Origin of the sequence: Marinilactibacillus kalidii (assembly GCF_017599325.1) — a bacterium.
Classification (GTDB): domain Bacteria; phylum Bacillota; class Bacilli; order Lactobacillales; family Carnobacteriaceae_A; genus Marinilactibacillus; species Marinilactibacillus kalidii.
Genome location: NZ_JAGFVM010000047.1, coordinates 1 through 26,587, shown reverse-complemented (window position 1 = coordinate 26,587; position 26,587 = coordinate 1). Strand labels below are relative to the sequence as shown.

Below are 26,587 nucleotides of genomic sequence, written 5' to 3'. Positions count from 1 at the left end.
GGTGCTTACCCCTAAAAGTTAGAGTTTAATATTATGCAGCCATTTGGCTGGTTTTTGTTCGGTATTCAACTGGACTTAAACCAGCCAATTTTTGTTTTCCACGAACTGTATTATACCATTCGATATAATCCTCGATTTCTTTCTTAAGTTCCTCATATGTCAATAGAGATTCTCCGTGATACATTTCTTGTTTCATAATGCCGAAAAAATTTTCTATCACAGCGTTATCAGAACAAGTTGCTTTACGAGACATACTTTGAAATACTTTATTTTTTTTCAGGCAATTTCTCCACTTTTTATGCTGGTAATGCCATCCTTGATCAGAGTGGATGGTCGTTCGAACGGTAGCGTTATTTTTAATCACTTGAATCGCTTTTTCTAAAGGTTGCACAACGAGATCTAACACAGGACGTTTACTGATGCCAAAGGAAATGATTTCTCCGTTATATAAATCCATAATAGGATTGAGATAGAGTTTTTCGTCTCTAAGACACTTCAATTCGGTGATATCTGTTACCAATTTTTGTAAAGGATATGGTGTAGAAAACCGTCGGTTTAAAAGATTTCTTGCTAGTTTGCCTACTGTTCCTTTGTACGAGTTGTATTTACGTGTTTTGCGTGTGAATTTTATACATTTCAGATTAAGTTCTTTCATCAATCGATAAACTTTTTTGTGATTAATCGTTATGCCAGATTTATTCAATTCTTTTGTAATTCTTTTGTATCCATATCGCTCTTTGAATTGGTAAAAAAGCTTTGAAATAAGTTCCTTTAAGGATAAATCATCATTCTTATTATTCAAATATTTCATATGATAGTGGTAGGTAGCCTCAGGAATCCCTATCACTACAAGCACATCTTTTAATTTGTATCCTTCTTCTTTAAGTTCGAATGCCACTGTTGCTTGTGCTTTTCGAGAAAGGCATTCGGGTTCTTCTCGTAAGCTTCTAATTTTTTTAAGTAGGCATTCTCCAATCGGAGAAGCTCATTTTCTCGTTCTAATTCTCTTTCTCTAGACATCTTTTGAAGATCTTTTTCTGTCTGTTTTTTAGGTTGTTTTGACATAGAAGGTCGCCCCTTAATTTTTGGTTTCAGGCCTTCTATTCCCTCTTTACTGAAAGCTCTATTTCCAGTTCGCTATAATGGAATCTTCTCTGATTCCGAAGGAATGAGCTGTTTCTTGATAAGAAGCACCTGTTCGTTTCATAAATTGTATTACATCTAATTTAAAATGAACAGAGTAGACCTCCTTTGACTCTTTCCTTCTTAATCCCTCATTACCTAAATGCTTGAAGCGGTGAACCCATTTTTTGATAGGCGAGATACTAGGAATACCATATTTTTTAGCTAACAAGGTATAGCCCAAAGGACCATCTAAATATTCTTTTACAATTTTATTTTTAAATTCATAGCTATATTTTGCCATACAAAAACCCCCAGAAGTTAGAATGTTTACTCTAACTTTTGGGGGTCGGCACCTATTGATGTCTTAGATTAGCTTTTTTGTTAGTTGATTTACAGACGTCCGAATCCAGCAACATAGTTAGACCAGTAGCCTGAAGTGAATGATGCTACAGCAACACCGGTAGATGTTTGCGCTCCGATAAAGGTTCCGCCACCGAGGTAAATACCTACGTGATCGATAGAACCGCCTTGATTAAAGAAGATCAAATCGCCTGGTTGTGCTTGTGATTGAGAGATTCTTTTGGTTGCACCGTATTGTCCAGCTGCTGTTCTTGTAATGCTACGGCCTGCTTGACGGAATACGTATTGTACAAAACCTGAACAGTCGAATCCTGCTGGTGTCCCACCACCGAATGAATAAGGTACGCCTTTAAGACCATGCGCAATGCTTGTGATTGATCCGCCATTAGTAGAAGGTGCTGGTGCACTCGTTACTGCTTTAGGCTCAGGTGTCGATACTGATGCATTGTCAGAATCGCTTGAAGAAGTGCTAACAACTGCTTCTTCTTGGTTTGATTCATTAGATTCGTTCGCTGCTGATGAGGTATTTGTTACAGCAATCGTAGTTGTTTCAGCTGCTGCTGCTCTAGCTTCTTGAATTTCTTTAATTTGTTCTTCAGCTGCTTTTTGTTCCGCTAAAAATTTTTCTTTGTCTTCATTGACTTCAGATTTTTCAGCTGCGATTGTTGCGACTAAACGCTCTTGGTTTGCTTGTTCCTCTTCAAGCTCTGCTTTTTGACTTTCCATTTTGGCAGCTCTTAATGTTTGTTCTTCTTGTTTTGCTAACGTTTCTTTTTCTTTTTCTACAACAGCTTCTTTGTCATTAACTTGTTGCTCGATAAGATTTTGATTTGCTGAAACAATTGTGTTCACAACATCTAATCTTCCGATAACCTCTCCTAATGATTCAGATTCCATCAAGAAGTTTAACATTGATTTAGAATCTCCCGTTACTTGTACAGCTCTCGCTTGTTCTTCCAGCTTAACTTCACGATCTGCAATAACCGTATTTAAGTTTTCGATTTCATCTTTCAATTCTGTTAGCGTCGAATTTGTTTCTTCCATCTCACTTTGTAATGAACCTAGCGCTTCTTCATGAGAAGAGATTTTTGTAGCAACCGCATCTAATTCTTTTTCAGCATCGCTTTGATTCTTAGAAAGGTCCTCAATTTTTTGATTAAATTCTGATTCGCTTCCAGGTGCTGCAAAAACAGTTGTTGCAGGTGCTGCAAGATAAGTAAATCCTAAAGTAGTTGCTAATGATAATTTTAAAATTAATTTCTTATTCAAGTTGAATTCCTCTTTCTTTTTTTGGTTTTTTTTACTATGTAGTGCCAGGAACGAGAAGATTTCTCGTTCCCTGAATCACTCTTAAACTTTCAAGAATTTTCTAATGGATAAGGCAGATCCTAAACTTCCGATTCCAACACCAATTGCTAGTAACAAAGCAACTAGTAGGATTAAGAAAGGATTCGGTTCAAGTAGTGCATAATACGTACCTTGGAGTGCGTTCATCAGTGTCTCGTACCCACGTAAATATACATACGAGATAATTGCTACTGGTATCAATGATCCAAGCAATCCAATCATAGCTCCTTCAATTAAGAATGGCCATCTGATAAACCAGTTTGAAGCACCCACTAATTTCATAATTTCAATTTCTGTTCTTCTAGAGAATATCGTTATTCTAATAGTATTAGAAATCAAGAATACAGCTGTGAAAATCAATGCGATAATTACGATTAGTCCGACATTTCTAACGGTACTTGTAACTTCAAATAATCGATCAGCATCAGAACCGCCATAATTAACATCTGCAACATAATCAAGTGTTTCTGCTTCTTGAGCTACTTCAGAAGTTTGTTCAGGCGACTTCGTGTTCACGACGAATACATCATACAATGGGTTATTATCACCATCGAAAAGTCCAAAAGCATCTCCGTAACTCCCGATCACATTATTTAACTCATTATCTCGACTAGAAAATTCAACAGATTCTACGTTATCTAATCCTTCTAAACTCGCGCGGAGGTTTTCTCTATCTGCTTCTTCAGCTGCCAAATCGATATGAACACGAATGCTAACATCATTTTCTATATCAGAAACGATTTTGTTTACATTCATTAACATCGCAATAAAGCTTCCGACGAGTAACAATGTTACCGCTACTGCACTAACAGCTGCAAGTGTCATCCAACCATTACGAACAATGCTTCTTAATGATTCTACGATGTGACGTTTAATCGTTCTAAATTTCATAACCGTATTCCCCTTCCTCTTGGTCTCGGGCAATACGTCCGTTTTCAACTGCTAAAACCCTGTGTCTTACGCGATTCACGATTTCACTATTGTGTGTTGCCATAATAACGGTTGTTCCTTGACTATTGATTTCTTCAAGGAGTTCCATAATGCCCCAAGCTGTTTCCGGATCTAAGTTCCCTGTAGGCTCATCCGCAATCAATACACGTGGCATATTGGCAATAGCTCTAGCAATCGCGATTCTTTGTTGCTCCCCACCTGAAAGTTCATTCGGGAACATTCTAACTTTATGCTTCAATCCTACAAGTTCGAGAACTTCTAGCACACGTTTTTGAATTTGCTTAGGATTCTTTTCTAAAACTTGCATGGCGTAAGCCACATTTTCATATACTGTTAATCTTGGTAATAATTTAAAATCCTGAAACACGACACCGACGTTTCTTCTTAATTGTGGTACAAACTTCGGTTTCATCGATCCTAAATCAAAGTCGCCTACTTTAACCGTACCCTTTGATGGTGTTTCTTCTCTGTAAATCATTTTTATAAAAGTAGATTTACCTGCCCCACTGGGACCAACTACATAAACAAATTCTCCTTGCTCAATACGAACGTCTAACCCATTTATAGCTGTAATGCCATTAGAGTATTTCTTGTAAACATTAGACATTTCAATCATTATATACTCACCTATCTATTTGGTTTTAACTATCTCTATACCCGGTAGGCATATTGAGTTTCTCGATTTCTTCAAGATTTCTCAAGCCTTCATTAGTATAGCATTGGTTGAATAAATGTCTGTTTTAATCCAATTACAAACATATTTCAAAAAATCACAAATTCGAGCTTTTTCTCTGAGCAAAGGTTCTTTTCCGAGTTTAAAAGCACACATTTACCACTTATCACGACTTTTATCTAAAAAAACGAAATAAACCCTCCACAAATAACTAAATAAAAGCTTAAATATGGGTTTATTCGATATTCCGAATGTTACAGTTGTGTTAAATATCGGCTTGTGAAAATATGTCTAAAATTTGACATTTACCTATCTTAAACCATTTTAAAAAAAGAAAAGAGTGAAACAACAGGAATGCCTGTCATTTCACTCTTTATCTCTTAATCTTTCGTTTGAATAAGCGATCTTAAATACGCTTCTATGAAACGATCAAGGTCTCCATCCATTACAGCTGTAATATTCCCGGTTTCCTCGTTCGTTCTGTGATCTTTCACCATAGAGTAAGGGTGGAATACATAAGATCGAATTTGAGATCCCCAACCGATTTCCTTCTGTTCGCCTCTTATCTCTGCCATTTCTTGAGCTTTTTCATCTAATTGTTTTTGGTAAAGCTTAGCTTTCAACATTTTCATCGCTTGATCTTTATTTGCAAGCTGAGAACGACCTGCTTGACTTGCAGCAACGATACCCGTTTCTTTGTGTGTTAGTCGAACAGCAGACTCCGTTTTGTTGATATGCTGACCACCTGCACCACTTGCTCGGTAAGTATCGACTCGAATGTCATCTGGATTGATTTCAATATCAATATCATCGTCAATTTCAGGTGACACTTCTATTGATACAAAAGAAGTGTGACGACGACCACTTGAATCAAATGGTGAGATTCGTACTAAACGATGAACCCCTTTTTCTGCTTTAAGTAACCCATAAGCATGCAGCCCCTTAACTAATATAGTGACACTTTTAATGCCAGCTTCTTCTCCGTCTTGGTAATCAAGAATCTCATATGCAAAATTTCTCTTGTCTATCCATCTTGTGTACATTCTGTACAGCATTTCGCCCCAATCTTGGGACTCCGTTCCACCTGCTCCTGGATGGATTTCTAAGATTGCATTGTTATTATCATACGGTTCACTTAATAGCATTTCCAGTTCAAATTGCTGAATATCTTTTTGAAGCGATAGAACGCCTTCCTCTAATTCAGCACGAATATCCGCGTCACTTTCTTCTTCGAGCATTTCCATCATCATCGTGTACTCTTCAACTTGACTCTCCATAGAGCGAAAAGCATTATAGGTATTTTTAACAACGTTTGCTTCATCGATCACTTTCTGTGCTTCTTGTTGATTATTCCAGAATGATGGATCCGACATTTGTTCATCGTATTCTGCAATATCGACTTCCATTGTCTCTAAGTCAAAGAGACCCCCTGAAGTCTGTTACTTTCTGACTTGCTGCTTGTATGGCATTTCTAATATCACTAATTTCCATGGTATAGCCTCCTAGAGTATGGGTAGAAAAATCCCTCTTCCAAAAATGAGTCTGAAGGCAGTGTCTATGCACTGTTTAACTTCACTAAAGACTCATTATATTTGTAAGAGGGTAAAATCTATTAAATACGCCCTAGTCCTAGCCTAGTCTCGTATGTGTTTCTTCATCGTGAGAGAATACTGGTTCTTTTGCTTTACCGCGATCAGCGGATTTTCCATTAGCAGTCGTCTGTTCACGCTGCAAGTTTTGACGGATTTGAGATTTCATTAATAGACGGGTTACTTCATAATCGATTTCACCGATCATATCTTGGAATAACGTAAATCCTTCTTGTTGGTATTCCGTTAACGGATTAAATTGTCCATAAGAGCGTAAGCCAATACCTTGACGCAACTGATCCATTTGGTCAATATGGTCAGTCCATTTACGGTCTACTACTCGTAGAATAACCACTTTTTCAAATTCAAGAACTTGTTCTTTACCATTTAATTGAGCTGTTTTTTCTTCATAATTTTTACGCGCTAAATCATTTAGCATCGTTTCGATTTCTTGAGCTGATTTACCTTTTAAATCATCCTCTGATAGTTCTTCTGGATGTACGAGCACAGTATGTGCAAATTCAACAATATGAGAAAGATTCCATTTAGTACGGTCTTCTTGTTGTGTATTCAGCCCTACGTATCGCTCTATCGAACGACGAATCATTGGTGCTGTTACATAGTTCAAAGAATCGCTTTCTAAAATGACTTCTTGTCTTTGCGTATAAATAACTTCACGTTGTTCACGCATGACATCATCGTATTTCAAAACATTTCTACGTGTATCGTAGTTATTTCCTTCGACACGTTTTTGAGCAGATTCAACTTGACGACTGATCATACGACTTTGGATAACCGCATCATCTTCTGAAATTTTCAGTTGTTCTAAAACCATTCGAATACGTTCAGAACCAAAACGTTTCATCAAATCATCTTCAAGTGATAGATAAAATTGTGATACCCCTGGATCTCCTTGACGACCCGCACGGCCTCGCAACTGATTATCAATACGTCTAGATTCGTGACGTTCTGTACCAATAACAGCCAAACCACCCATTTCTTTAACACCGGGTCCAAGTTTGATATCCGTACCACGTCCCGCCATATTGGTTGCGATAGTAACAGCACCTGGCTGTCCCGCATTTACAACAATTTCAGCTTCTCTAAAGTGATTTTTTGCGTTTAGAACTTCGTGCGGTACGCCTTCTTTTGTCAATAAACGACTGATTCTTTCAGACGTCTCAACGGCTACAGTACCCACAAGAATGGGTTGTCCTTTTTCGTGACGCTCCTTGATGTCTTGCGCAACAGCATTAAACTTACTTTCAAGTGTTGGGTATAATAAATCATCACGATCATCACGAATCAATTCACGGTTCGTCGGAATCGCAATAACATTCATGTTATAGATTTCACGGAACTCTTCTTCTTCGGTTTTTGCTGTACCTGTCATACCTGATAGTTTTTTGTACATACGGAAGTAGTTTTGGAACGTAATCGTCGCCATCGTTTTCGATTCTTTTTGAATCTCAACACTTTCTTTTGCTTCGATTGCTTGGTGAAGGCCGTCAGAGTAACGACGTCCATCCATAATACGTCCTGTAAATTGGTCAACAATTTTCACTTCGCCATTATCGACCACATAGTCGATATCTAATAGCATAATGAAGTTTGCTCTAAGCGCTTGATCTAAGTGGTGGATCAATGTCTGATTTTCTAAATCGTATAAATTTTTAACACGGAATGTCTTTTCAGCTTTTTCAATGCCTTCTTCTGTTAAGGAAATTGACTTAGACTGTAAGTCAATGGTGAAATCTTCTTCCTCTTTTAATCCTTTAACAAAGAAGTCACAGCGTGTGTAAAAAGAAGTTGAACGGTTTGCTTGTCCCGAGATGATCAATGGCGTTCTCGCTTCATCGACCAAAATCGAATCAACCTCATCTAGTATGGCAAAATTAAGTGGACGTTGAACCATTTGTTCTTTATAAACGACCATATTATCTCTCAAATAATCGAAGCCAAGCTCATTATTAGTAGAATACGTGATGTCGCATAAATAAGCTTCTCGTTTTTCTTCTGAGTTTCTACCATTTAAATTCAATCCAACTGTTAGACCCATCCAACGATAAAGTTCACCCATTTCTTCAGCATCACGTGTTGCGAGATAATCATTAACTGTAACAACATGGACACCTTCTCCAGAAATCGCGTTTAAGAACACCGGCATAGTAGCTGTCAGTGTTTTACCTTCACCAGTTTTCATTTCTGAAATATTACCTTCGTGGAGTGCAATCCCACCCATTAACTGAACACGGAAAGGGAACAAGCCTAAAACGCGTTTAGCCGCTTCGCGAATCGTTGCGAACGCTTCTGGTAGTAAGTCGTCTAATGTTTCTCCATTTTTGTAACGAGACTGGAATTCTTGAGTACGTGCTTTTAGCGCTTCATCAGATAGCGCTGCGATCTCGCTCTCCATATTTTCAATCTGGTCAGCAATTTTACCATAACGACGTAGTTCCTTCTTGTCATTATCGAATATATTTTTAAGTAATTGAGCCATTCTACAAATCTCCTCTTTAATCGTTTAATCTCTTTTATACGTTATCTATCAAAAGCTATTATTACCGATTTTCATACTATACTATCATACCATTATTGGATATCAAAAAAAAGCCCGGTTATCTTGGTTTCAAGAGGTCTGCAGATTTGGAATTGAAGATCGCTCAAAGTATTGATTTTTTCTTTTTCTACCATAAAACCAACAAAACCAACGAAAAAAAGACAGGCAGCGAACTGCCCGTCTTCATTATTGATTTTAGTCTGTTTCGATTAGGCCATATTTTCCATCTTTACGTTTGTAAACGATGCTTGATCCGTTAGTATCTGCATCTTCAAAGATAAAGAAGTTGTGTCCAAGCATGTCCATTTGAAGAATTGCTTCTTCAGCATTCATCGGTTTCAAGCTCAAGCGTTTTGTTCTAACGATTGCTGCACCGATTTCTTCTTCTGTTGACTCTTCTTCGTCAACATCAAGGTCTGCCCATAAATCTGGATCAGTCGGTTGTGGTGCATCCACGCCTTGAGATCTACGATTCTTACGATTGATTTTAGTTTTATATTTTCTCATTTGTCTTTCTAGTTTACTTACGACAAGATCCACACTACCGTAAAGATCTGGAGAAGTTTCTTCCGCACGCAAAACGATATATGGAAGTGGTACGGTTACTTCTACTTTCGCAGTTTTATCAGAGTAGGTTTTCAAATTTACGTGCGCATTTGCTTCTGGCACATCTTTGAAATATTTCTCGATTTTACCTACCTTTTTCTCAACATACTCCCTAATTGCTTGGGTCACTTCTATGTTTTCTCCGCGAACATTGTATCTTAGCATATTCCTTCACCCTTCCAAATCTTTTTTTACTTTGAGTTATTTTAGCACAAATTGCTTCATAACTCTCTAACAAACCATTGAAACCTGTTTGTTATCTTAAATTCATTATACATGATAGCGGTTACTTTCTCAATGCTTCACTATTATTTCGCGCTTTTCTTTTTACCTAAATAAAGATAACGTCTGTATATCCTTTACACCTGCTTCTGCTAAACATTCTGCTGCAAATAAAATCGTACGACCAGTTGTGTAGACATCATCTACAATCAGCACACTTTTATTCCTCAATCGCTTTTTTTCTATTGTTAACCGAAAAGGTTGCCTCCCTTTTAAGCGCTCTGCTCGGTTCTTTTTTGATTGTTGCTCACTCACTGTTAGATTTTCAAGTGTAGCAACTGATGAGATATTTGCCTTTTTTAATAGTATCGCTACTTGATTGAATCCTCTTTGTGCATAACTTTTTTTAGATATTGGTATCGGCACTATGAAATCAACTTTTTTTAGAGAGCTTATTTTTTTTGATAGATCATTCGAGACCATAGCAGCAATTCGAATATCTCCCGTAAACTTATATTTTTCCATCCATTCTTTTGCAAATGCGTTGTATTTGAATAGCGCATGATGGCGCCAATGCATGTCAGGATATATTTCTTTCCATCTCCTACAATCTGCACAGACTTCTTGAGTCACTTGGCTTCTTGAACAGACCGGACAAGATTCACCTGTCATGATCTGCTCAAAGTTAACATAGCAATTTCCACATACTGGTTTTTCTTTAATCGGTTTGAATGCAAGTATATCCAGAAGGCTGATTGGATTGATAACTGCTTGGTTACACCACAAACAATTAGTCATTTTTCAATAATCCCCTTTGGTTAGCCATTTTATTCATTGTTTTGATTTGTTTAATGGCTCTTTTGATTGGTTTTGTTGAGCCGTCATGAAAATAGAATACATCTCCCGTTGGGTACTTGGGTGATCGACCGACGCGACCGGCAATTTGTACGAGTGCAGACTCTGTAAAGGTTCGATCATCTGCTCCAACCACAAAGACGTCTATTGCTTCAAACGTCACACCTCTTTCCAAGATTGTTGTAGTCAATATAAAATCTAGTTTTTTTTCCCGCATCATCTGTACTTTTTCTTTACGCTGATCATCTTGAGAATGGACAGATTCAAATCGCTTTGTGGGAAATCTGTTTGCTAGTACTTGTGAAAATCTTGTCATCCAATTGATATTAGGCAAAAAAACCATAAACCGCCTTTTTTGTTCCAATCGTTTTTTCATTTCACCATACACTTTGGTTACCTCAACCCGCTTCAATAAGGATTTCTTCCAATTGCGTTCTCTGACCATCCTAGGTACAGGCAGCGGATACCCATGATACCTAGCCGGAAGAATACAAGCATTGATTTTTCCTTGCTGGATTTTTTTTTGGTCAGCTCGGTCAGGTGTCGCCGTTAAAAAGATAAGCGATGAGCCTTTTTTTCTCGCTTTCTCCACTGCAAAATGTAAACTTTTATCTAATCTAAATGGGAAAGCATCGATCTCATCAATAACTAGCAAATCAAATGCTTCTTTAAAGCGGTAAAGCTGGTGTGTCGTAGCCACAACAATTTGTGTATATCTGTATGCTTCTTCGGATGCACCATAGAGTACGCTTACTGAAATTGAAGGAAAAGCTTGCTGAATCCTCGGTGCTAGTTCTAGACAAACGTCCACCCTAGGTGAAGCAATGCCTACTCGTTTTTTTTCCTTTAGCGCATGCTCGATTCCAGGAAAAAGCATCTCTGTTTTTCCTGCTCCAGCGACTGCCCAGAGTAGACAATGTTCGTTGTTTTTAATGGAGCGAAGAATATCTTCTGATGCTTGCTTTTGCTGATCTGATAAAGTACCTTCCCATTTCAAATGAGGACGTATACTTTTTTGAAAATCATTTTTTTCGGAAATGTGATAAAAAGTTGTACATCTGCTCACTTTCCCCATTTGAAGACAATTGGTACAGTATGTACATGGCTGCCCACAAGTACATTCATTGTGCTCAATCTCTACAATCGCAGTGTTGCACCGCCTACATCGTTCCACCCCTTTTTCCTGATAAAAACCTGTACTTTTATAAATATCGTCTTTTTTCAGTTCGTCAGCTTTTACGTTCTTGCATTCTGAAAACATCACTTCTCTTCCAATTAGTTCTTCACTCATTTTCCACTCCGTTCCTAATCACCCCTTGACACCTACTTAATGACATAACTATCTTGATGATAAAAAATTGACGAAAAAAATCCAGCGCATAAATGCACTGGATTTAACGACTCCTATTTCATTTTTATTGTCCATGTAAGGCCAATTGCACCTTCGCCTGTATGCACACCGACAACGGGGCCTAAAAAACTCAAGCTAAAATCAACCATCGGAAAGTCGATTTCTAATTTTTCTTTAAAGGCTTGTGCTTCATTTTCACTAAATGCATGCACGACTGTTGCTTGAATTGGATGATCAGATGTATTGACTGACTGTTCCAGTAAATTTTCGATTCTTCTTAATGCCTTTTTTTTCGTACGAATTCTATCGTAAGGCACAATGAAACCATCTACAAAAGTCAATACAGGTTTAATACTCAGTAAGGTTGCTACACTTCCTGCTGCTCTAGATAGACGTCCACCTTTTACGAGATTTGTTAAATCATCGACAACGAAATATAACTCTGTCTCTTTTTTGATTTTGTCGAGTTGTTCTAGAATCATTTCGACACTGTTACCTTCTTTTGCTAGTCTAGCGGCTTCCAATACTTGGAATGCTTGACCAGCAGCAGCAAGTTCAGAATCATACGGATAAATCTCTACATGCTCCAACGACTGCGAGACACTTACTGCATTTTGATACGTTCCCGAAATCTTACTAGATAAATGAATACTTATAATGGCGTCATATGTTTTTCCGAGTTCCTCATAAAGTGCAATAAAATCTCCAACTGTCGGTTGCGAACTAGTCGGTAGCTTATCCATTTCTCTTACTTTCAAAAAAAATGCTTCCGACGTAATATCTCGTTCTTCCTTAAAAACTTCATTTTGAACGATACAGGATAATGGTACTGAATAGATATTATGCGAGTCATATTGTTCATGAGAGAGATACGCTGTACTATCTGTTACTATGGCTATCTTCATTCTTCCACCTCATCTCCTTAGTTCCGATCCAGACTATTATTCCTAACAAAATAGATAATCGTTCTTTATGTGATTAGTATCTTACTTCGCTTAATAAATCGTCTTGTAAATACACCTTTTTCATTATACACTAATTGGATAAAAAAATGAAAGGTTGAAAATAACATGCAGAATTTTCGTACAATCAAAAAGAACGGTTCGCATGAAATCGATATAAAAAAATCAAGATTTATTTGTCATTTAAAAAGAACAGAAACTGAAGATGAAGCCACCACATTTATAGAAGAAATAAAAAAGGCACACTGGAAAGCTAACCATAACTGCTCAGCCTATATTATGGGCGAAAGGCAGGATATCCAACGAGCTCATGACGATGGCGAACCTAGCGGTACAGCAGGAGTACCCATGCTAGAAATTTTAAAAAAGCGTGAACTCAATAATGTAACAGCCGTTGTAACGAGATATTTTGGTGGAACTAAACTTGGCGCTGGTGGATTGATTCGTGCATATGGTGGTGTAGTCAATGAAGCACTCTCAACAATCGGTATCGTGGAGCGTTTGCTACACCAATACATTACCGTCACCGTTGCTTATCCTCAAAGCGGTAAACTAGAAAATCAGCTAAGACAATCCATTTATCGCTTAGAAGACATTCATTATACAGATAAGGTATCTTTTGAATGTGTTATCGCAATAGATCAGATCGACACTTTTTTAGAAGATACGGTTGAATGGACAAGTGCACAAGGCGAACATGTATACGGTAAAAAAGCTTGGGTTGAAATTGACGTAACGACTTAAAGGTTAGAAATCAGCTCTTTTGTCATTCTTTGTGACTATTTCTGTACACTATTTATAAAGATGTCATTTTTTATCAGCAGAGACTTGACACTATACACTGGAAATAGAATAATGTACCTTAGATTACTGTGTCCATACCTAAAATTTCTGGTCCTAATAAAGGAGTACTTAACTTGTCTAAAAATAAATCTAGTCGTGCACATGCAAGACGATCAACTAAAAGTAAAAAAAAGAGCCAGATTGTCATTCTAGCCATTCTCATCCCCCTTTTTACAATTGTGCTTATCACTATGGCTTATCTTGCTAAATTTTATGCGACTACTGAAAATGCTATCGAATCTTCCTATCACGAAATTGATCGCGCAACACCTGTAGAATCAGTCGACCCCATTGAAGAGCCTGTTTCTTTTTTGATCATGGGCGTGGACAACGATGATGCAGATACCCGTTCACTTGGATCAGCTCGAGCAGACTCCATTATTTACGCTACAGTCAATCCGATTACTCGCGAAATGAACATGGTCTCCATTCCAAGAGATACCTATCTTCCGATCATTAAAAACAATCAATTCGTAAGAAATGATAGAATCAACGCTGCATACGCTGTCGGCGAAGAAAGTACGATGATCGAAACTGTTGAAAACTGGTTAGATGTTCCCATCCATTATTATGCTACATTTAACTTTGACGCTTTTCTTGAAATCATTGATGCTTTAGATGGCATTGATATGGATGTTCCCATCACATTTTCTGAACAAGATTCATCTGGTAAGCTGGGCACGATCCGGTTAGAAGAAGGCTTCCAAACATTAAACGGTGAAGAAGCTTTAGCACTTGCTCGTACCCGTAAAATCGATAACGATGTTGAGCGTGGGCATCGTCAGCAATTGGTCATTCAGGCAATTATGAAAAAAGCTCTTAATTTAGGTTCGATCCCTAAGTACACGAGTATCGTTGAAACTGTTGGTGCAAACATGCGAACTAATATGAGAATGAACGATATGACGGCATTAGCGCAAACAGGATTAGATAAAGAATTTACTATTGAATCGCACGTATTCGAATGGTCTAGCTTTACCGAGCGAGGAATGGATTTAGTGAAGATTGATCCGACTAGCTTCTCGAATATTCAGATGGATCTAAAAAACTCATTAGATAAAAATCAAACGAGTACACAGTCTCTGACTGAAGAAACAAATGATGAAACAACTTCTAACACAATCAATTCAGATAAAGAGTCTAATACCATTAGTCCAAAAACGTCCGATTCTCAATAGAAAAATAGAAAAGAAACCAGACAATCAGTGATTGTCTGGTTTCTTTTTGTTCAAACGATTGCCGAAATCTCTTAAGGACTTAAGTAATGGTCTTCTATCGGCACCTACTAGTCCAATAATTTCTACAAATAGTTCTACACCAATGACGACAAACACCGTCAATAAAGCTGAACCCCAAAAAGTAGAAAAATTATACAACAATGCAATGATAGAGAAAATAGCAGATACACTGTAAATCGCTAATACTGTTTGTCTATGAGATAAACCTAGAGACATCAAGCGATGATGAATGTGGTTTTTATCAGCGACAGAGATAGACTGACGATTCATTTTTCGCCTAATCATGGCAAACAGTGTATCAGTAATGGGGATACCCAAAATCACAACAGGTAAAATCAATGAAATCAGTGTAGCATTTTTTAACCCTTGTAAAGAAAATACGCCAATCATAAATCCGATAAATAAGGCACCTGTATCGCCTAAAAAGATACTTGCTGGTTGAAAATTATATGGCCAAAAACCTGCAATCGCACCAATCAATACAAAAATCATGATGGATATCGACACTTCTTGGATCGTTAAGAAGAAAAAACCAATAATCCCCATGGTTGTTAGCGCAATGATCGACACGCCGCTAGCCAATCCGTCCAAACCATCTATCAAATTCACCGCATTGGTAAATCCTAATATCCATATCAGCGTAAAAGGCAAACTCCAGGAACCAAATTTCAATGTCCCAATGAATGGTAACGTCATCGTCTCCAAGGAGATATCACCTAAATAGAAAACGATCAGCGCACCAATCAATATACCTAAAACTTTGAGCAAAGGACTAAGATTTTTCATATCATCGATCATACCCGTCAATAAAATAACCAATGAGCCTAAAAAGATAGGAAATACAATATAATGGGGAATGGGCAACAGAAAGAACAATGAAAAGTAATAGGCAATAAAAATCGTGATTCCACCCATTGTCGGCATGATTTTATCATGCACTCTTCTCGCTTCTGGGACATCAACTAAATTTAATTTAACGGCTACCTTCTTATAAATAGCTGTCAAAGCTAAACTAACAAGCGTTGTAGCTATTGTCACAAGCAACACTAGGTACATATCATACATAAACATATCTCATTTCTGGTAGACTTTCTTTCATTATAGCATTGAGAGAATCGAAAACACAATTGCATTTCTGAATCAAGTGAATTAAACTATAGAATAGTAATATTGAACTGAACTAAAAATATGTACTCGTTATCTTAAAATAAAATATAAAGAATTGAGGCAGTCATGCGTTCACAAAAACATGTCCAAAAACAAAGAAGAAATAAATGGTTCAAAAGAATTTTTTTCACTGTACTGATTTTCATTGTTTTCGTATTCGGTTCAGGTGTAGGCTATTATGGAAGCAAGATTGTTCAAGTTTTAAATGATGTATCAGAAGGTACCCCCGCTGAATTACAAGACACATCAGAACAAGATATTCTACTAAAAAATCGCCGTCCCTTTTCTGTACTCCTTTTGGGTTTAGATGACGCTGATGGTACTAGTCGATCTGACACCATTATCGTAGCCACGATAAACCCTGACGAAGAATCAGTTAAAATGCTCTCAATTCCTAGAGACACAATGATTGACTTACCTGACTCAACACGCTCTGAAAAAATCAATGCGCTTTATACCTTTTATGGTATCTCAGGTACAATCGATTACGTAGAAGAATACTTGGACATTCCAATTTCTTATTATGCGACATTGAACTTCAAGGGTCTAGTCGACCTTGTAGATGCTGTAGGTGGCGTAACTGTCGACTCTCAGTTATCTTTTACTGTTCAAGATAGTACTGAAAAATCAAATGCAATCGAAATTGAGGAAGGCTTACAAAAACTTGATGGTGAACATGCACTTGGTTATGCCAGAATGCGGAAACAGGATCCTAGAGGTGACTGGGGTCGACAAGAAAGACAGCGAGAAGTTATTCAAGCATTATCTAAAGAGCTATTGTCAGTCAACTCTTTCGTAAACTTCTCACCAATCATGGAGGCCATCAGTCCTAATTTCCAAACGAACCTTTCTGGTATGCAAATTTGGACAATTGCAAACAATTATGCAGAAGCTGCAAATGATGTAGAAGCGCTAGAATTGCAAGGAGAAGCTGATTCCGTTTACTTCCCTGCTTACGATTTAGATCTGTATGTTTGGTTACCTTATGAAGAATCTATTCAAGAGCTGCAACAAACATTCCGCCAACATCTTGAATTAGATGAAACTTCTGACGAATCTGATGTCGGGCTGGATGATCAGATAAAAGACATCCCTTCAAACAACCAAAATGATCAGACCTTTACTGATCCCTTAGAAGAGGATACTACAGAAGATACAAATGGATTTTAAAAAGACGCCTGAACGATATATTGAGTATATCGTTCAGGCGTCTTTTATTCTGGACTGGATAATACAGAAAGTGGTTGATTGAATTTATCTTCTAGTAAACTGTACCACAATGCATATCCATCGCCATTTGGATGAACAGCATCATACAAATAATCTTCTACTTCAAGATCTGTTTCTGCTATTTCATCTTTCATCAAGGTATAAATATCGATAAATGGCCATGCTTGATTTCGGACGAATGCGCCGATTTCTTCGTTATACTGTTCATAAGTCAATACACCATCGTCAAGATAGACATCGTTATATATAGTAGGATTAGCTGATGTCAAAATAACGAGCGTTTCAGGCAATGCTTCTCTAAATCGATTCATTGTTGCGATCAATTCTTCTTTTGTTTGCGCTAAATCATTTTGTGGAAAGCGATTATTGTTGATCAAGCTTAATTCAAATATAACGATATCAGGATTCAATTCAATCGTTTCTTGTATCTTTCCTTGAACCATCAAATCTGTCGTACTGAATCCATTGAAGCCCTGATTCCAGACTGTTGCTCTGATACCCTTTAACCGATTCAGTTCTTGTTCCATAAGTTTACCCCAGACAGGTTGTGAAATTGTTGAACCGACGCCTCTCGTGACACTACTTCCTAATACAGCAATATCGACAACACCATCTCTATTTGATAGATACCTTACTCTATCAACAAACGTTTCCGAATCCTGCGCATATACTGTTGAATGGTCGCTCGTAAGTTCCTGAGAAATAGATTCTTGCTGTCGATTCAGTCCCCAATATAATACACTGAAAAAAATCATGATAGCAAAAAATCCGACTAAGTAGTATTGATGAGCTGATTTTTCTTGTTCATTCACTTTACTCACTTCCATTCTTTATATACTTTTTCGTTCGATACTTTCACTTATTTTACCGAATTCTGATAATCTTGTCTGTATTTTTTCTTCGTTCGCTTCATTTCTTTTCGTTGTTCGTAAAATTTTCGGCACAACTACTCACACTTTTACACTCAGTTCTTTATACAAAAAAAGGTCTGGAAACTATATTCCAGGCCTTCTATTTGATTTCAGCTTATTTCTTGGTTGCCTCAAGGAAAAATTCATAGCGGTCGCCTACATATTGAGAGCGTACATATTCAAACGGTGTGCCATCTTGACTATAACTAACTTGTCTCAATCTTAGTACTGAAGAACCTCTCTTAATCCCAAGCATTTCTGCAATAGATTCTGATGCCCAAGTAGCAGAAATCGTCTGCTCAGAACGCTCAACTCGCAGACCTTTTTCCATCTCAAGCGTCTTAAATAGTTGCTTCGTAATTTGCGTTTTACTTAAATCCGATACAAATTTAAACGGAATAGTCGCAACTTCATAACAGATTGGAATGCCATCAGCTGTACGGATCCGCTCCATGATCAGCACTTCTTCGTTGTGCTTGATCATCAGCTTCTCTGCTTCACTAATACTTGCGGGTTTCGTATGAAAGGCCACTAGTTTGCTAGCTGGCTGCTTTCCCTGTCTTTCTACCGTTTCTGTAAAACTGGGGACGCCGCTCATTCTTTCTCTAACTTTTTCTAATGCGACGAACGTTCCTGCGCCCCTACGTCTTTCGAGCAACCCTTCATCGACTAGTGTATTGACAGCTTGGCGAGCGGTCATTCTGCTAACATCGAATTGAAGGGCGAGGTCTCTCTCAGAAGGTATCTTTCTTCCTTCTTCCCATTCACGGGTATTGATCCATTCTCTCATTTGATTATGCATCTGAATATAGACTGGTGTCTTTTTAGGCACACGGTTCATCCTCTCTAACATCACATCCACTATACGTTTAATTCAGTCGAATGCGTTAGAATCCCTTACAGTTTACTTGCAGCTGCCTCGTCAATAATGACCGTTACATTATCATGTGTCTGCAAAATACTTGCTGGCACTTGTTCTGTAATCGATCCATTGATCATCTGATTAACGGCTTCCGCTTTTTCTTCACCGTAAGCCATCAAGATAATCTGTTTCGCGGACACGATTGATTTGATGCCCATTGAAAAAGCATATTTCGGTACTTCTTTTTCAGATTCGAAGTAGCGTTTATTTGCCTCGATCGTTGCACTCGTTAATTCTTCCACATGTGTTTCTTGCAAGAATGATGTGCCTGGTTCATTAAATCCAATATGGGCATTTGTCCCAATCCCTAAAATCTGCAAGTCGATAGGGTATTCTTCTATAATCTTATTGTACCTTTTTATTTCTGCTTCTTCATCCCCTAATCCGTCGGGTATGAAAGTTTTTTTAAATGGTTTAGCTGAAACCAGGTTTTTTTTCATGAACGTATGATAACTTTGTGGATGATCGGCTGAAAGTCCCACATATTCATCAAGATTGATTGAAATCATATCACTAAAGTCAAGCTCACTTTCACGCATCTCTTTATATAAGGTTTCAGGTGTACTGCCTGTTGCTAATCCTAATACTTTAGCACCAGAATCAATAGCTTCTTTAATAAGATTAAAGGCTTCTTTTCCACCTTGCGCTTTATCTTTCACAATCATGAGGTTCAAACCATGTTTAACTTGCTTACTATTTACTGACATCGTGTATCTCTCCTCCTAAAATCGTTTGAACAAGTGCCAAGTCTTCTGTCAAGACTACTATATCTGCATCCTTGCTTAGCATTAGTGAACCTTTACGGTCTAACTTGAATTCTTCGGCTTGATTCGATGAGCTCATTTTAACGGCTTCTTCAATTGAACATCCTGAGAACTTGATCATATTCCTGAACGCATCGATATACGTCAAGACACTTCCTGCTAGCGTCCCATCTTCTAGGCGGGCTTGCTTGTCTTTAACAACTACTTTTTGTCCACCAAGTTCACTTTCACCTTCTGGTGCATTTTTTGCGCGCATAGCATCTGTAATCAATTCGATGCCTTCTGCTCCTTTTGCTTTGTAAGCTAACTTGACCATTTCTGGCGCAATATGAAAGCCGTCCACAATCATCTCAACTGTGACACCTTCTTCAAGTAAACCAAAACCGCTAACACCGATTTCTCGATGATGAAGTCCCCTTTGGCCGTTAAATAAATGCGTAACGTGTGTTGCACCTGATTCTTTTAATGCCTGATACTTAGCATCTGAATGACCCACTGAAAGAACGATATCATTTTCTTCACAATAAGCTTCGAAGGAAGACACGTCCCCAGTTTCTGGCGCATACGTGACCAGTTTAATTCTGCCACCACTAATATCATTCCATTTTTCAATCTTTTCTTTATCCGCGACTTCAATAAATTTCTCAGGTTGTGCGCCCTTGTGTGCTACAGATAGAAAAGGACCTTCTAAATGAATGCCTTGAATCATGGGATTCATCTCCGCAGCTTTTTCAATTTGTGCCATCGCTGCTTCAATTTTTTTGTCAGATTGTGTCATCGTTGTCGGAAAGTAGCTCGTAATGCCTTCGGAGAGCATTTTTTTAGTCATCTCACTAATTTCTTCGGCAGAACCATCCATATTATCGACACCGTAACCACCATGGCTGTGAACATCAATAAATCCAGGTACAAGTATTTGACCGTTCATATCGACTACTTCATCTTGATCCTGTTCTTGATAGGCATCCATTTTTCCTAGACCCACTATCTCATTTGTAAATCTCACATATCCGTTTTCGATAAAGCTTTCTCCTGTATAGATTTGAGCGTTTTTATATACTGTCGTCATAAAAATTTTCCTCCTTGTGTATCATTCAGACTCATTGTAATTGGTATATACCAAAATGTCAACTGTTTGATTAGCTTACCATTTAAACAAACTATTTCACTGTAAATAAAAAAGCCTCAGACAGTTGTCTAAGACCTTTTCAATGCTTATTTCCAGAAATCATCAAATACCGTTACAGGTAAATGACGTTTATGCTGGGTTTTAAGATACCATTCTTCAATTTTTTCAGCTGCTTGCTCAGATACATCTTGGCCTGCGAGATAACGATCTATTTCATCATAAGTGACGCCCAGTGCATCTTCATCAGCTAGACCGGGTCTATTACTTTCCAAATCTGCAGTCGGCGCTTTAAGATAGAGCTTTTCTGGTGCACCTAATGCTTTAAGTAAAGCTTTACCTTGGCCTTTATTTAATCTAAACAAAGGATTTAAATCTGTTCCGCCATCTCCATATTTAGTGAAAAAGCCTGTGACACTCTCTGCTGAGTGATCTGTACCGAGGACAGCACCATCGTGGTGGGCCGCTACGGCATATTGCACGACCATTCTTTCACGAGCTTTCACATTCCCGCGGTTAAAATCTGTTATTTCCACACCGCCATTTTTCAATGAAGCAACTGAAGCATCAACTGTTGGTTTGATGTCTACTCTGACGACTTTATCCGGCTTCATCCAATCGATCGCAGCCATTGCATCCTCTTCGTCTGCTTGTTCTCCGTAAGGTAAGCGCATAGCGATAAAGGTATACGCGTCATTACCAGATTCTTCACGCAACTCTTCCACTGCTATTTGAGCCAATCTCCCCAGTAAAGAAGAATCTTGTCCACCTGATATCCCTAAAACAAGCGATTTAAGAAACCCCTGTTTTTTTAGGTAGTCTTTCATAAGTGTAACACTCTTGCGAATTTCTTCATTTGCATCGATTTCTGGTGATACGGCCATTTCTTCAATGATTTGTTTTCTTAATGCTGACATCATCTTGTATTATCCCCCATCTTTTTTAACATTTAGCCTTGAACATTAAAATACTGATTTAGATTTATCTGTTGGCATACTTTTGAATTGTTTAATTGTTTCTACTTTTGCATCAAACAACTTCTGCGACAAGTCTACTGGATATGGTTCTGGATTCAATAATCGTTTATTTTCCTCATACTGTTCTGACAAACTTTCAACAGCGTATGAGCGAACCGCTTCAAGTGATGGCAGATCGTAAACGCGTTTTCCATCTACAATGATATCCTGAAGCAGCGGTCTTGCTGTAAATTCAGTCAACGTTTTATTGATGTAGTTATATTGTGGATGAAACATAAATAATTCTTCTTGGTCGTTAGGCTGTTCTTCAACAAGGGTGATATAATCGCCCTCTGGTTTTTGGTTCTGGTTGGAACGGATTCTCCAAACCTGTTTTTTACCAGGTGTTGTAATCTTCGCTGCATTTCCTGTCAATTTCAGCGTATGATGCATATCGCCATCATTACCTTCGACGGAAACAATTTTATAGACCGCACCTAATGCAGGCTGATCAAAAGCCGTAATCATCTTTGTTCCAACGCCCCAAACATCGATTTTTGCGCCTTGCATTTTCAAGTTTAAGATCGTTTCCGCATCAAGATCATTAGAAACAAAAATCTTAGCATCTTTAAAGCCGGCTTCATCCAATTGCTGGCGAACCCGTTTTGAAAGATAAGATAAATCTCCTGAATCTAATCTAACGCCTAGGAAATTGATTGCATCGCCCATTTCTTTGGCAACTTTTATTGCATTCGGCACACCTGAATCAAGCGTATTGAATGTATCTACCAAAAAAACGCAGTCTTTATGGGTTTCTGCATAAGCTTTGAAGGCTTGATATTCATCTCGATAAGCTTGAACCAATGCATGTGCATGGGTTCCAGAAGCAGGAATCCCAAAAATCTTGGCTGCTCTTGTATTACTTGTTGAATCTACTCCGGCAATATAGGTTGCTCTAGCACCCCAAATTGCAGCATCCATTTCCTGCGCACGCCTTGCGCCAAATTCCAGCACGGGATCATCTCCCGCTGCACTTTTAATTTGTGCCGCTTTCGTCGCAATCAACGTTTGAAAATTAACGATATTCAGCAACGCTGTTTCAATTAGTTGGCAATCAATAATAGATCCTTCAACTTGGATCAGTGGTTCGTCCGCAAAAGCAACTTCTCCTTCTTTAAAAGATCTAAGCGTACCTTTGAACCGCCAGTCTTTTAAAAATTGCAGAAATTCTTCAGGGTAATGTTCAATTTCTCTCAAATAATCGATATCAGACGCTGTAAACTTCAAGGTCTCTATATAATTTACGATTCTTTCCAAACCTGTAAAAATTGTATAGCCCATCCCAAAGGGATTATTTCGATAATACACTTCAAATACAGCGCGCTTTTGGTCATTTCCTTTTTTCCAGTGCGTCAAAATCATATTGATTTCATACAAGTCTGTATGTAACGCCACGCTATCGTCCGCATAGGTTTGATTCATGGTGTGGTTCCTCCTAGTTGTTCCTTACAATATGTTAGCTAGTATAGCATATTCTGCTATAGGTTTCTTTCAATGTGTACGCAGACGAACAGATGGTTTATCATTTTCGAATCGAGCGTGTTAAACCGTTTATTGATGCAGACATTTTTTATAGACTTCTAGGGTTTCAATCCCTTGCTTTTCTATTGTAAACTGTTTGCTCCATTTATAGAAACGTCTCCCTTTATCAGAGAGCGTGCCTTCTTTCCATACCTCGTGTGCTTCTTCAATCGCACTAGTCAAAGATTTCGCATCTGCCGCTGGAATTAGCCAACCCATATCGCTTGTTGGTAATAGCTGATCAACATCCCCAACATCCGTAGCGATGATCGGTCTTTTCTTTTCTCCTGCTTCCAGAGCAACTAAAGGAAAACTTTCACTTAAAGATGGATTGATCAGGATATCTGAAGAAGCGATTTGCTTGCTGACCGCCTCCGCATCGACCCACCCTAAAAAGTCTATTTTCGATTCATGTCCTTGTTTTCGAACCATCGACTGAAGGTCAGCTGCTTCTTCCCCGCTTCCGCAAACAGTTAACTTCCAGTCGTCGAAGGACAACGATGCTAAGGATTCAATTAAATAACGGTGGCCTTTGACCCATTCCAGTCGACCAACCGTTATCATATGAAAAACGCTATGATCTATTTTAACGACTTCTTCAAGGCTATGTTCAAAAAAAGCTCGTCCATTATGAACGACTGTGATTCGTCGCTGATCGATTTTTTGATCAATCAATCGCTGTTTGATTTCAGATGAAACAGCAATCAGGTGATCGGGTCTTTTCAATGATTTTAAATTCACCCATTCAAAAACTTTTCCTTTAAGCCCTCTACCTTTGAAATCGAGTAGCGGATCACTATGAATCGTAGTGACCCACTTTGCGCTTAATCGCTTACTGATCAGCCCGACAAGAAGATTTGCTCTAGGCCCATGAGAGTGCACAATATCAAATCTTTTATCGCGAATAAAGATTTCAAGCTTTTTTAAAATCGATAAGTCATATCTTGATTGTTGAGACAGAACGGTTACGGATATATTCTTTTCCCGCGCGCTTTTTGCAACAGGACCTTCTTCAAATACGAGTAGTTCCATATTGATTTTATCTATACCTTGAAATAGTGATAGGATATGAAACAGCCCGCCACCAAATTCATTACCGGCATTCACGTGTAAAACGGTCATTTGCTTATTCTTCATGCTTTGTTACTCGCTTTTGCGCTTGTTGTTTATTGATTTCTTTCATAAATGCTGGTAGCGCAAGCATGCGTTTATATCTGGACGGTTGCTTAATCAATCGATATAACCATTCCACATGCAGTTTCTGAACGACTTTCGGTGCGCGTTTTGCTTTGCCAGACAGCACATCAAAGCTACCGCCAACGCCAATCGCAATGCCTCGATCAGCTTGCTTCAGGTATTGATGAATCCAATTTTCTTGTCTCGGAAATCCAAACGCAACTAAAATCAAATCAGGTTCCAATTTACGAACGCGTTCAATCATCTCAGGATCTGAATGATCGAAATAGCCATGGTGATAGCCTACGATTTCCAAATCAGGCCAGATTTTACTGGCATTTTCAACTGCCTTAGAAATCACTTCTTCTTGTGCACCGATAAAGTATACACGCTTTTTGTGCATACTCGATAACTCTAACAAACCGAGCATCAACTCAAAACCTGGAACTCTTTCTTTAATAGGTGTACCGAGCTTCTTTGCTGCTCTGACAACCCCTATGCCATCGGGTGCAATATAATCTGCTTTTAATAATAAATCGAAGTATGCTCTATCCTCTTTTGCATACATGACAATTTCCGGATTAGCTGTAACCAAAAAGGTTTTTTGCTGATTTTCCATTCTCATGAGAAGCTGGGTTAGAAATTCTACTCGCGTTAAATTATCAAAAGGAATGCCTAATATTGAAATCTTTTTATTGTCCATTCCATTCATCCGTTCCATAATGTCTATTACTTTTATTGTAATACAATTCTGCCTTACCGTACAGTCATCCTTACTTCAAATCATCGTTATTTTATCTATTTTTTTGTTTATTCAGTATGTCTTCAATAAAATCTATTTTTTTGTCAGTATACGATTCGATAGTTATCGTTTGTTCTCTTAAAATTTGTTGCTTCAGTTGTGCATATCGCTCTCTATCACTGCGGTGTTCATTAAGATAGTCTCGGAAAAAAATCAGCTCTTTCCACTTCTTTGCATTCAGTTCTACAAGATGGATAAAATGTGTTTTCACTTCGTATGTATCATCGGTAAACCTAGCCAAAACGATCTCGTCAGGTCGTTCAACTTTCAGTTTCAAAAAATCAGCTTTTTTCAATTGATTGATCACCGCTTCTGAACCATTTCTTAAGCTGTTTATTCCTATCAAAATATCTATGATTGGTTTCGCTGGTATGCCTTTTATTGCTGTACTACCAATATGCTCAATTTGATACTGATTTAAATTGGTTTCTTTAACGATCTCTTTTTTTGTCTGATCAAATACTTCAGCCCAACATGGATCATATTCAGCTAGTTGGATTTCCTGTTTCCTCATCCCCAATATCATATGAATACTCCTTTTCACTAGTATAAAGAATGTGATCATAAATATTAAGTCGTAACAAACTAATTTCATTATACTGTAACACTTCACTTTTAAGCAGAAGTCAAAAAAAGCAGAAGAGTTGATAAGCCCTTCTGCTTTCTACTATAAAAATTTAAATGAGTTAGATAGATACTTCTTCAGATTCATTACCTTTTTTATTTTTCACGGTAACTTTTTTCGGTTCGATTTTTAGAACAAGAATATTAGGGTCTTCTTTACTTTCATACTGATCATCCATGTAATCATTCCATGATTTTTCAATGATCGCTTGGTTTTCAGTTGTAGAAACAACGCCTTCAATTTCAACGTAGTCTTTATTAAAGATACCTTCTTCGTGTCCTAAGAGTACGAATACATTTGGATTTTTTTCGATGTCTTCAACTTTTTCTGTTCGCTTATCTGTAACGGTATAAAGCGTCAAATCTTCACTGTGGAATGACATATAACGGGCAACGGGTTTATTATCAGATACAGTTGCCATAATCCCAATATCATTCTTGTCCATGATTTTCAGTGCTTTTTCTTTTGAATCAGCCATATTATCCATCTCCTTTAGAAGTTATTTATACTATGACAGAAACAAGCGCCTCAAGCAAAGAATCTGCTTTTGAAAATCGAGTAGGAGGTAAATCATTAGTTGATTTACCGTCCTCTCACACCACCGTGCGTACGGTTCCGTACACGGCGGTTCAATACCTTGCGTAA

At 38.0% G+C, this 26,587-nt stretch carries 26 protein-coding genes; 3 read left to right on the top strand and 23 right to left on the bottom strand.

Annotated features, from left to right (window positions below; translation table 11 throughout):
• Positions 1–31: 31 nt before the first annotated feature.
• From J5J05_RS11600 to J5J05_RS11545, 12 genes are all read right to left on the bottom strand, one after another.
• The gene (locus tag J5J05_RS11600; protein WP_208560828.1) at positions 32–898 is read right to left on the bottom strand and encodes an IS3 family transposase; all 867 of its coding nucleotides are present in this window, start codon (positions 896–898) and stop codon (positions 32–34) included.
• The gene (locus J5J05_RS11595; protein WP_208560827.1) at positions 862–1,065 is read right to left on the bottom strand and encodes a hypothetical protein; all 204 of its coding nucleotides are present in this window, start codon (positions 1,063–1,065) and stop codon (positions 862–864) included. The genes J5J05_RS11600 and J5J05_RS11595 overlap by 37 nt, the downstream gene beginning before the upstream one ends.
• 58 nt (positions 1,066–1,123) lie before the next feature.
• Positions 1,124–1,426 (bottom strand): helix-turn-helix domain-containing protein, encoded by a 303-nt coding sequence (locus J5J05_RS11590; protein WP_208560826.1) that lies wholly within the window; start codon positions 1,424–1,426, stop codon positions 1,124–1,126.
• 89 nt (positions 1,427–1,515) lie between these two features.
• A complete protein-coding gene (locus J5J05_RS11585) occupies positions 1,516–2,754 on the bottom strand; it encodes a C40 family peptidase (protein ID WP_208560825.1) in 1,239 nt (412 codons plus the stop codon).
• Between the two features lie 81 nt (positions 2,755–2,835).
• Positions 2,836–3,723 (bottom strand): permease-like cell division protein FtsX, encoded by an 888-nt coding sequence (gene ftsX / locus J5J05_RS11580; protein ID WP_208560824.1) that lies wholly within the window; start codon positions 3,721–3,723, stop codon positions 2,836–2,838.
• Positions 3,713–4,399 (bottom strand): cell division ATP-binding protein FtsE, encoded by a 687-nt coding sequence (gene ftsE, locus J5J05_RS11575; protein ID WP_208560823.1) that lies wholly within the window; start codon positions 4,397–4,399, stop codon positions 3,713–3,715. Before ftsE ends, ftsX begins: the two co-directional genes overlap by 11 nt.
• A gap of 437 nt (positions 4,400–4,836) precedes the next feature.
• Positions 4,837–5,947 (bottom strand): peptide chain release factor 2 gene (gene prfB, locus J5J05_RS11570; protein WP_208560822.1). Its coding sequence is split into 2 segments (ribosomal slippage): positions 4,837–5,874 and positions 5,876–5,947, totalling 1,110 coding nucleotides; the frame shifts between segments, so codons are not numbered across the junction.
• Positions 5,948–6,085: 138 nt separating this feature from the next.
• The gene (secA, locus tag J5J05_RS11565; RefSeq protein ID WP_208560821.1) at positions 6,086–8,545 is read right to left on the bottom strand and encodes a preprotein translocase subunit SecA; all 2,460 of its coding nucleotides are present in this window, start codon (positions 8,543–8,545) and stop codon (positions 6,086–6,088) included.
• A 255-nt stretch (positions 8,546–8,800) separates the two neighbouring features.
• Positions 8,801–9,376, bottom strand: coding sequence for a ribosome hibernation-promoting factor, HPF/YfiA family (gene hpf / locus J5J05_RS11560; protein WP_208560820.1), 576 nt, complete (start codon positions 9,374–9,376; stop codon positions 8,801–8,803).
• Positions 9,377–9,538: 162 nt separating this feature from the next.
• Entirely contained in the window at positions 9,539–10,231 is a 693-nt protein-coding gene (locus tag J5J05_RS11555) for a ComF family protein (protein ID WP_208560819.1), read from the bottom strand.
• Positions 10,224–11,579 carry an ATP-dependent helicase ComFA gene (locus J5J05_RS11550; RefSeq protein WP_208560818.1) on the bottom strand — a complete coding sequence of 452 codons (1,356 nt, stop codon included), beginning with the start codon at positions 11,577–11,579 and terminating at the stop codon, positions 10,224–10,226. The genes J5J05_RS11555 and J5J05_RS11550 overlap by 8 nt, the downstream gene beginning before the upstream one ends.
• A gap of 113 nt (positions 11,580–11,692) precedes the next feature.
• Positions 11,693–12,544, bottom strand: coding sequence for a DegV family protein (locus tag J5J05_RS11545; RefSeq protein WP_208560817.1), 852 nt, complete (start codon positions 12,542–12,544; stop codon positions 11,693–11,695).
• 165 nt (positions 12,545–12,709) lie between these two features.
• Between J5J05_RS11545 and J5J05_RS11540 the strand changes: the two genes are divergently transcribed.
• Together J5J05_RS11540 and J5J05_RS11535 are read left to right on the top strand one after the other, a co-directional pair.
• Positions 12,710–13,345: a YigZ family protein gene (locus tag J5J05_RS11540; RefSeq protein ID WP_208560816.1), complete on the top strand. Its 636-nt coding sequence runs from the start codon at positions 12,710–12,712 to the stop codon at positions 13,343–13,345.
• A 173-nt stretch (positions 13,346–13,518) separates the two neighbouring features.
• On the top strand, positions 13,519–14,622 hold the full coding sequence (locus J5J05_RS11535) for an LCP family protein (protein WP_244244734.1): 1,104 nt from the start codon (positions 13,519–13,521) through the stop codon (positions 14,620–14,622).
• A 24-nt stretch (positions 14,623–14,646) separates the two neighbouring features.
• On the opposite strand, the gene J5J05_RS11530 is transcribed toward J5J05_RS11535, so the two are convergent.
• Positions 14,647–15,738 carry a glycosyltransferase family 4 protein gene (locus J5J05_RS11530; protein WP_208560832.1) on the bottom strand — a complete coding sequence of 364 codons (1,092 nt, stop codon included), beginning with the start codon at positions 15,736–15,738 and terminating at the stop codon, positions 14,647–14,649.
• 177 nt (positions 15,739–15,915) lie between these two features.
• Between J5J05_RS11530 and J5J05_RS11525 the strand changes: the two genes are divergently transcribed.
• Positions 15,916–17,019: an LCP family protein gene (locus J5J05_RS11525; protein WP_208560815.1), complete on the top strand. Its 1,104-nt coding sequence runs from the start codon at positions 15,916–15,918 to the stop codon at positions 17,017–17,019.
• A gap of 44 nt (positions 17,020–17,063) precedes the next feature.
• Here the strand turns inward: J5J05_RS11525 and J5J05_RS11520 are convergent, their stop codons facing one another.
• The 10 genes from J5J05_RS11520 to J5J05_RS11475 all read right to left on the bottom strand — a co-directional run bounded on the left by J5J05_RS11520 (position 17,064) and on the right by J5J05_RS11475 (position 26,420).
• Positions 17,064–17,891 (bottom strand): SGNH/GDSL hydrolase family protein, encoded by an 828-nt coding sequence (locus J5J05_RS11520; RefSeq protein WP_208560814.1) that lies wholly within the window; start codon positions 17,889–17,891, stop codon positions 17,064–17,066.
• Positions 17,892–18,105: 214 nt separating this feature from the next.
• A complete protein-coding gene (locus J5J05_RS11515; RefSeq protein ID WP_208560831.1) occupies positions 18,106–18,831 on the bottom strand; it encodes a GntR family transcriptional regulator in 726 nt (241 codons plus the stop codon).
• A gap of 56 nt (positions 18,832–18,887) precedes the next feature.
• Entirely contained in the window at positions 18,888–19,586 is a 699-nt protein-coding gene (locus J5J05_RS11510) for a glucosamine-6-phosphate deaminase (protein WP_208560830.1), read from the bottom strand.
• Positions 19,587–19,605: 19 nt separating this feature from the next.
• Positions 19,606–20,745, bottom strand: a complete 1,140-nt coding sequence (gene nagA / locus J5J05_RS11505; RefSeq protein ID WP_208560813.1) for an N-acetylglucosamine-6-phosphate deacetylase — start codon at positions 20,743–20,745, stop codon at positions 19,606–19,608.
• Positions 20,746–20,891: 146 nt separating this feature from the next.
• Positions 20,892–21,719 carry an ammonia-dependent NAD(+) synthetase gene (gene nadE / locus J5J05_RS11500; protein ID WP_208560829.1) on the bottom strand — a complete coding sequence of 276 codons (828 nt, stop codon included), beginning with the start codon at positions 21,717–21,719 and terminating at the stop codon, positions 20,892–20,894.
• 45 nt (positions 21,720–21,764) lie between these two features.
• Complete coding sequence (locus J5J05_RS11495) at positions 21,765–23,240, bottom strand: nicotinate phosphoribosyltransferase (RefSeq protein ID WP_208560812.1); 1,476 nt, start codon at positions 23,238–23,240, stop codon at positions 21,765–21,767.
• 129 nt (positions 23,241–23,369) lie between these two features.
• Positions 23,370–24,476, bottom strand: coding sequence for a glycosyltransferase family 4 protein (locus J5J05_RS11490; RefSeq protein ID WP_208560811.1), 1,107 nt, complete (start codon positions 24,474–24,476; stop codon positions 23,370–23,372).
• On the bottom strand, positions 24,466–25,218 hold the full coding sequence (locus J5J05_RS11485; protein ID WP_208560810.1) for a WecB/TagA/CpsF family glycosyltransferase: 753 nt from the start codon (positions 25,216–25,218) through the stop codon (positions 24,466–24,468). Before J5J05_RS11485 ends, J5J05_RS11490 begins: the two co-directional genes overlap by 11 nt.
• 91 nt (positions 25,219–25,309) lie before the next feature.
• A complete protein-coding gene (locus J5J05_RS11480; protein WP_208560809.1) occupies positions 25,310–25,843 on the bottom strand; it encodes a GrpB family protein in 534 nt (177 codons plus the stop codon).
• A 160-nt stretch (positions 25,844–26,003) separates the two neighbouring features.
• Positions 26,004–26,420, bottom strand: a complete 417-nt coding sequence (locus J5J05_RS11475; RefSeq protein WP_208560808.1) for a pyridoxamine 5'-phosphate oxidase family protein — start codon at positions 26,418–26,420, stop codon at positions 26,004–26,006.
• Between the last annotated feature and the right edge of the window lie 167 nt (positions 26,421–26,587).

Bases quoted from the DNA above. Each gene is read 5' to 3' on its own strand.
- ftsE (WP_208560823.1), bottom strand. From the start codon at position 4,399: ATGATTGAAATGTCTAATGTTTACAAGAAATACTCTAATGGCATTACA.
- J5J05_RS11475 (WP_208560808.1), bottom strand. From the start codon at position 26,420: ATGGCTGATTCAAAAGAAAAAGCACTGAAAATCATGGACAAGAATGAT.
- ftsX (WP_208560824.1), bottom strand. From the start codon at position 3,723: ATGAAATTTAGAACGATTAAACGTCACATCGTAGAATCATTAAGAAGC.
- J5J05_RS11530 (WP_208560832.1), bottom strand. From the start codon at position 15,738: ATGTACCTAGTGTTGCTTGTGACAATAGCTACAACGCTTGTTAGTTTA.
- J5J05_RS11540 (WP_208560816.1), top strand. From the start codon at position 12,710: ATGCAGAATTTTCGTACAATCAAAAAGAACGGTTCGCATGAAATCGAT.
- nadE (WP_208560829.1), bottom strand. From the start codon at position 21,719: ATGTCAGCATTAAGAAAACAAATCATTGAAGAAATGGCCGTATCACCA.
- J5J05_RS11495 (WP_208560812.1), bottom strand. From the start codon at position 23,240: ATGAATCAAACCTATGCGGACGATAGCGTGGCGTTACATACAGACTTG.
- J5J05_RS11545 (WP_208560817.1), bottom strand. From the start codon at position 12,544: ATGAAGATAGCCATAGTAACAGATAGTACAGCGTATCTCTCTCATGAA.
- J5J05_RS11550 (WP_208560818.1), bottom strand. From the start codon at position 11,579: ATGAGTGAAGAACTAATTGGAAGAGAAGTGATGTTTTCAGAATGCAAG.
- J5J05_RS11595 (WP_208560827.1), bottom strand. From the start codon at position 1,065: ATGTCAAAACAACCTAAAAAACAGACAGAAAAAGATCTTCAAAAGATG.
- J5J05_RS11515 (WP_208560831.1), bottom strand. From the start codon at position 18,831: ATGAACCGTGTGCCTAAAAAGACACCAGTCTATATTCAGATGCATAAT.
- J5J05_RS11590 (WP_208560826.1), bottom strand. From the start codon at position 1,426: ATGGCAAAATATAGCTATGAATTTAAAAATAAAATTGTAAAAGAATAT.
- J5J05_RS11485 (WP_208560810.1), bottom strand. From the start codon at position 25,218: ATGGACAATAAAAAGATTTCAATATTAGGCATTCCTTTTGATAATTTA.
- hpf (WP_208560820.1), bottom strand. From the start codon at position 9,376: ATGCTAAGATACAATGTTCGCGGAGAAAACATAGAAGTGACCCAAGCA.
- secA (WP_208560821.1), bottom strand. From the start codon at position 8,545: ATGGCTCAATTACTTAAAAATATATTCGATAATGACAAGAAGGAACTA.
- J5J05_RS11480 (WP_208560809.1), bottom strand. From the start codon at position 25,843: ATGATATTGGGGATGAGGAAACAGGAAATCCAACTAGCTGAATATGAT.
- J5J05_RS11555 (WP_208560819.1), bottom strand. From the start codon at position 10,231: ATGACTAATTGTTTGTGGTGTAACCAAGCAGTTATCAATCCAATCAGC.
- nagA (WP_208560813.1), bottom strand. From the start codon at position 20,745: ATGACGACAGTATATAAAAACGCTCAAATCTATACAGGAGAAAGCTTT.
- J5J05_RS11490 (WP_208560811.1), bottom strand. From the start codon at position 24,476: ATGAAGAATAAGCAAATGACCGTTTTACACGTGAATGCCGGTAATGAA.
- J5J05_RS11525 (WP_208560815.1), top strand. From the start codon at position 15,916: ATGCGTTCACAAAAACATGTCCAAAAACAAAGAAGAAATAAATGGTTC.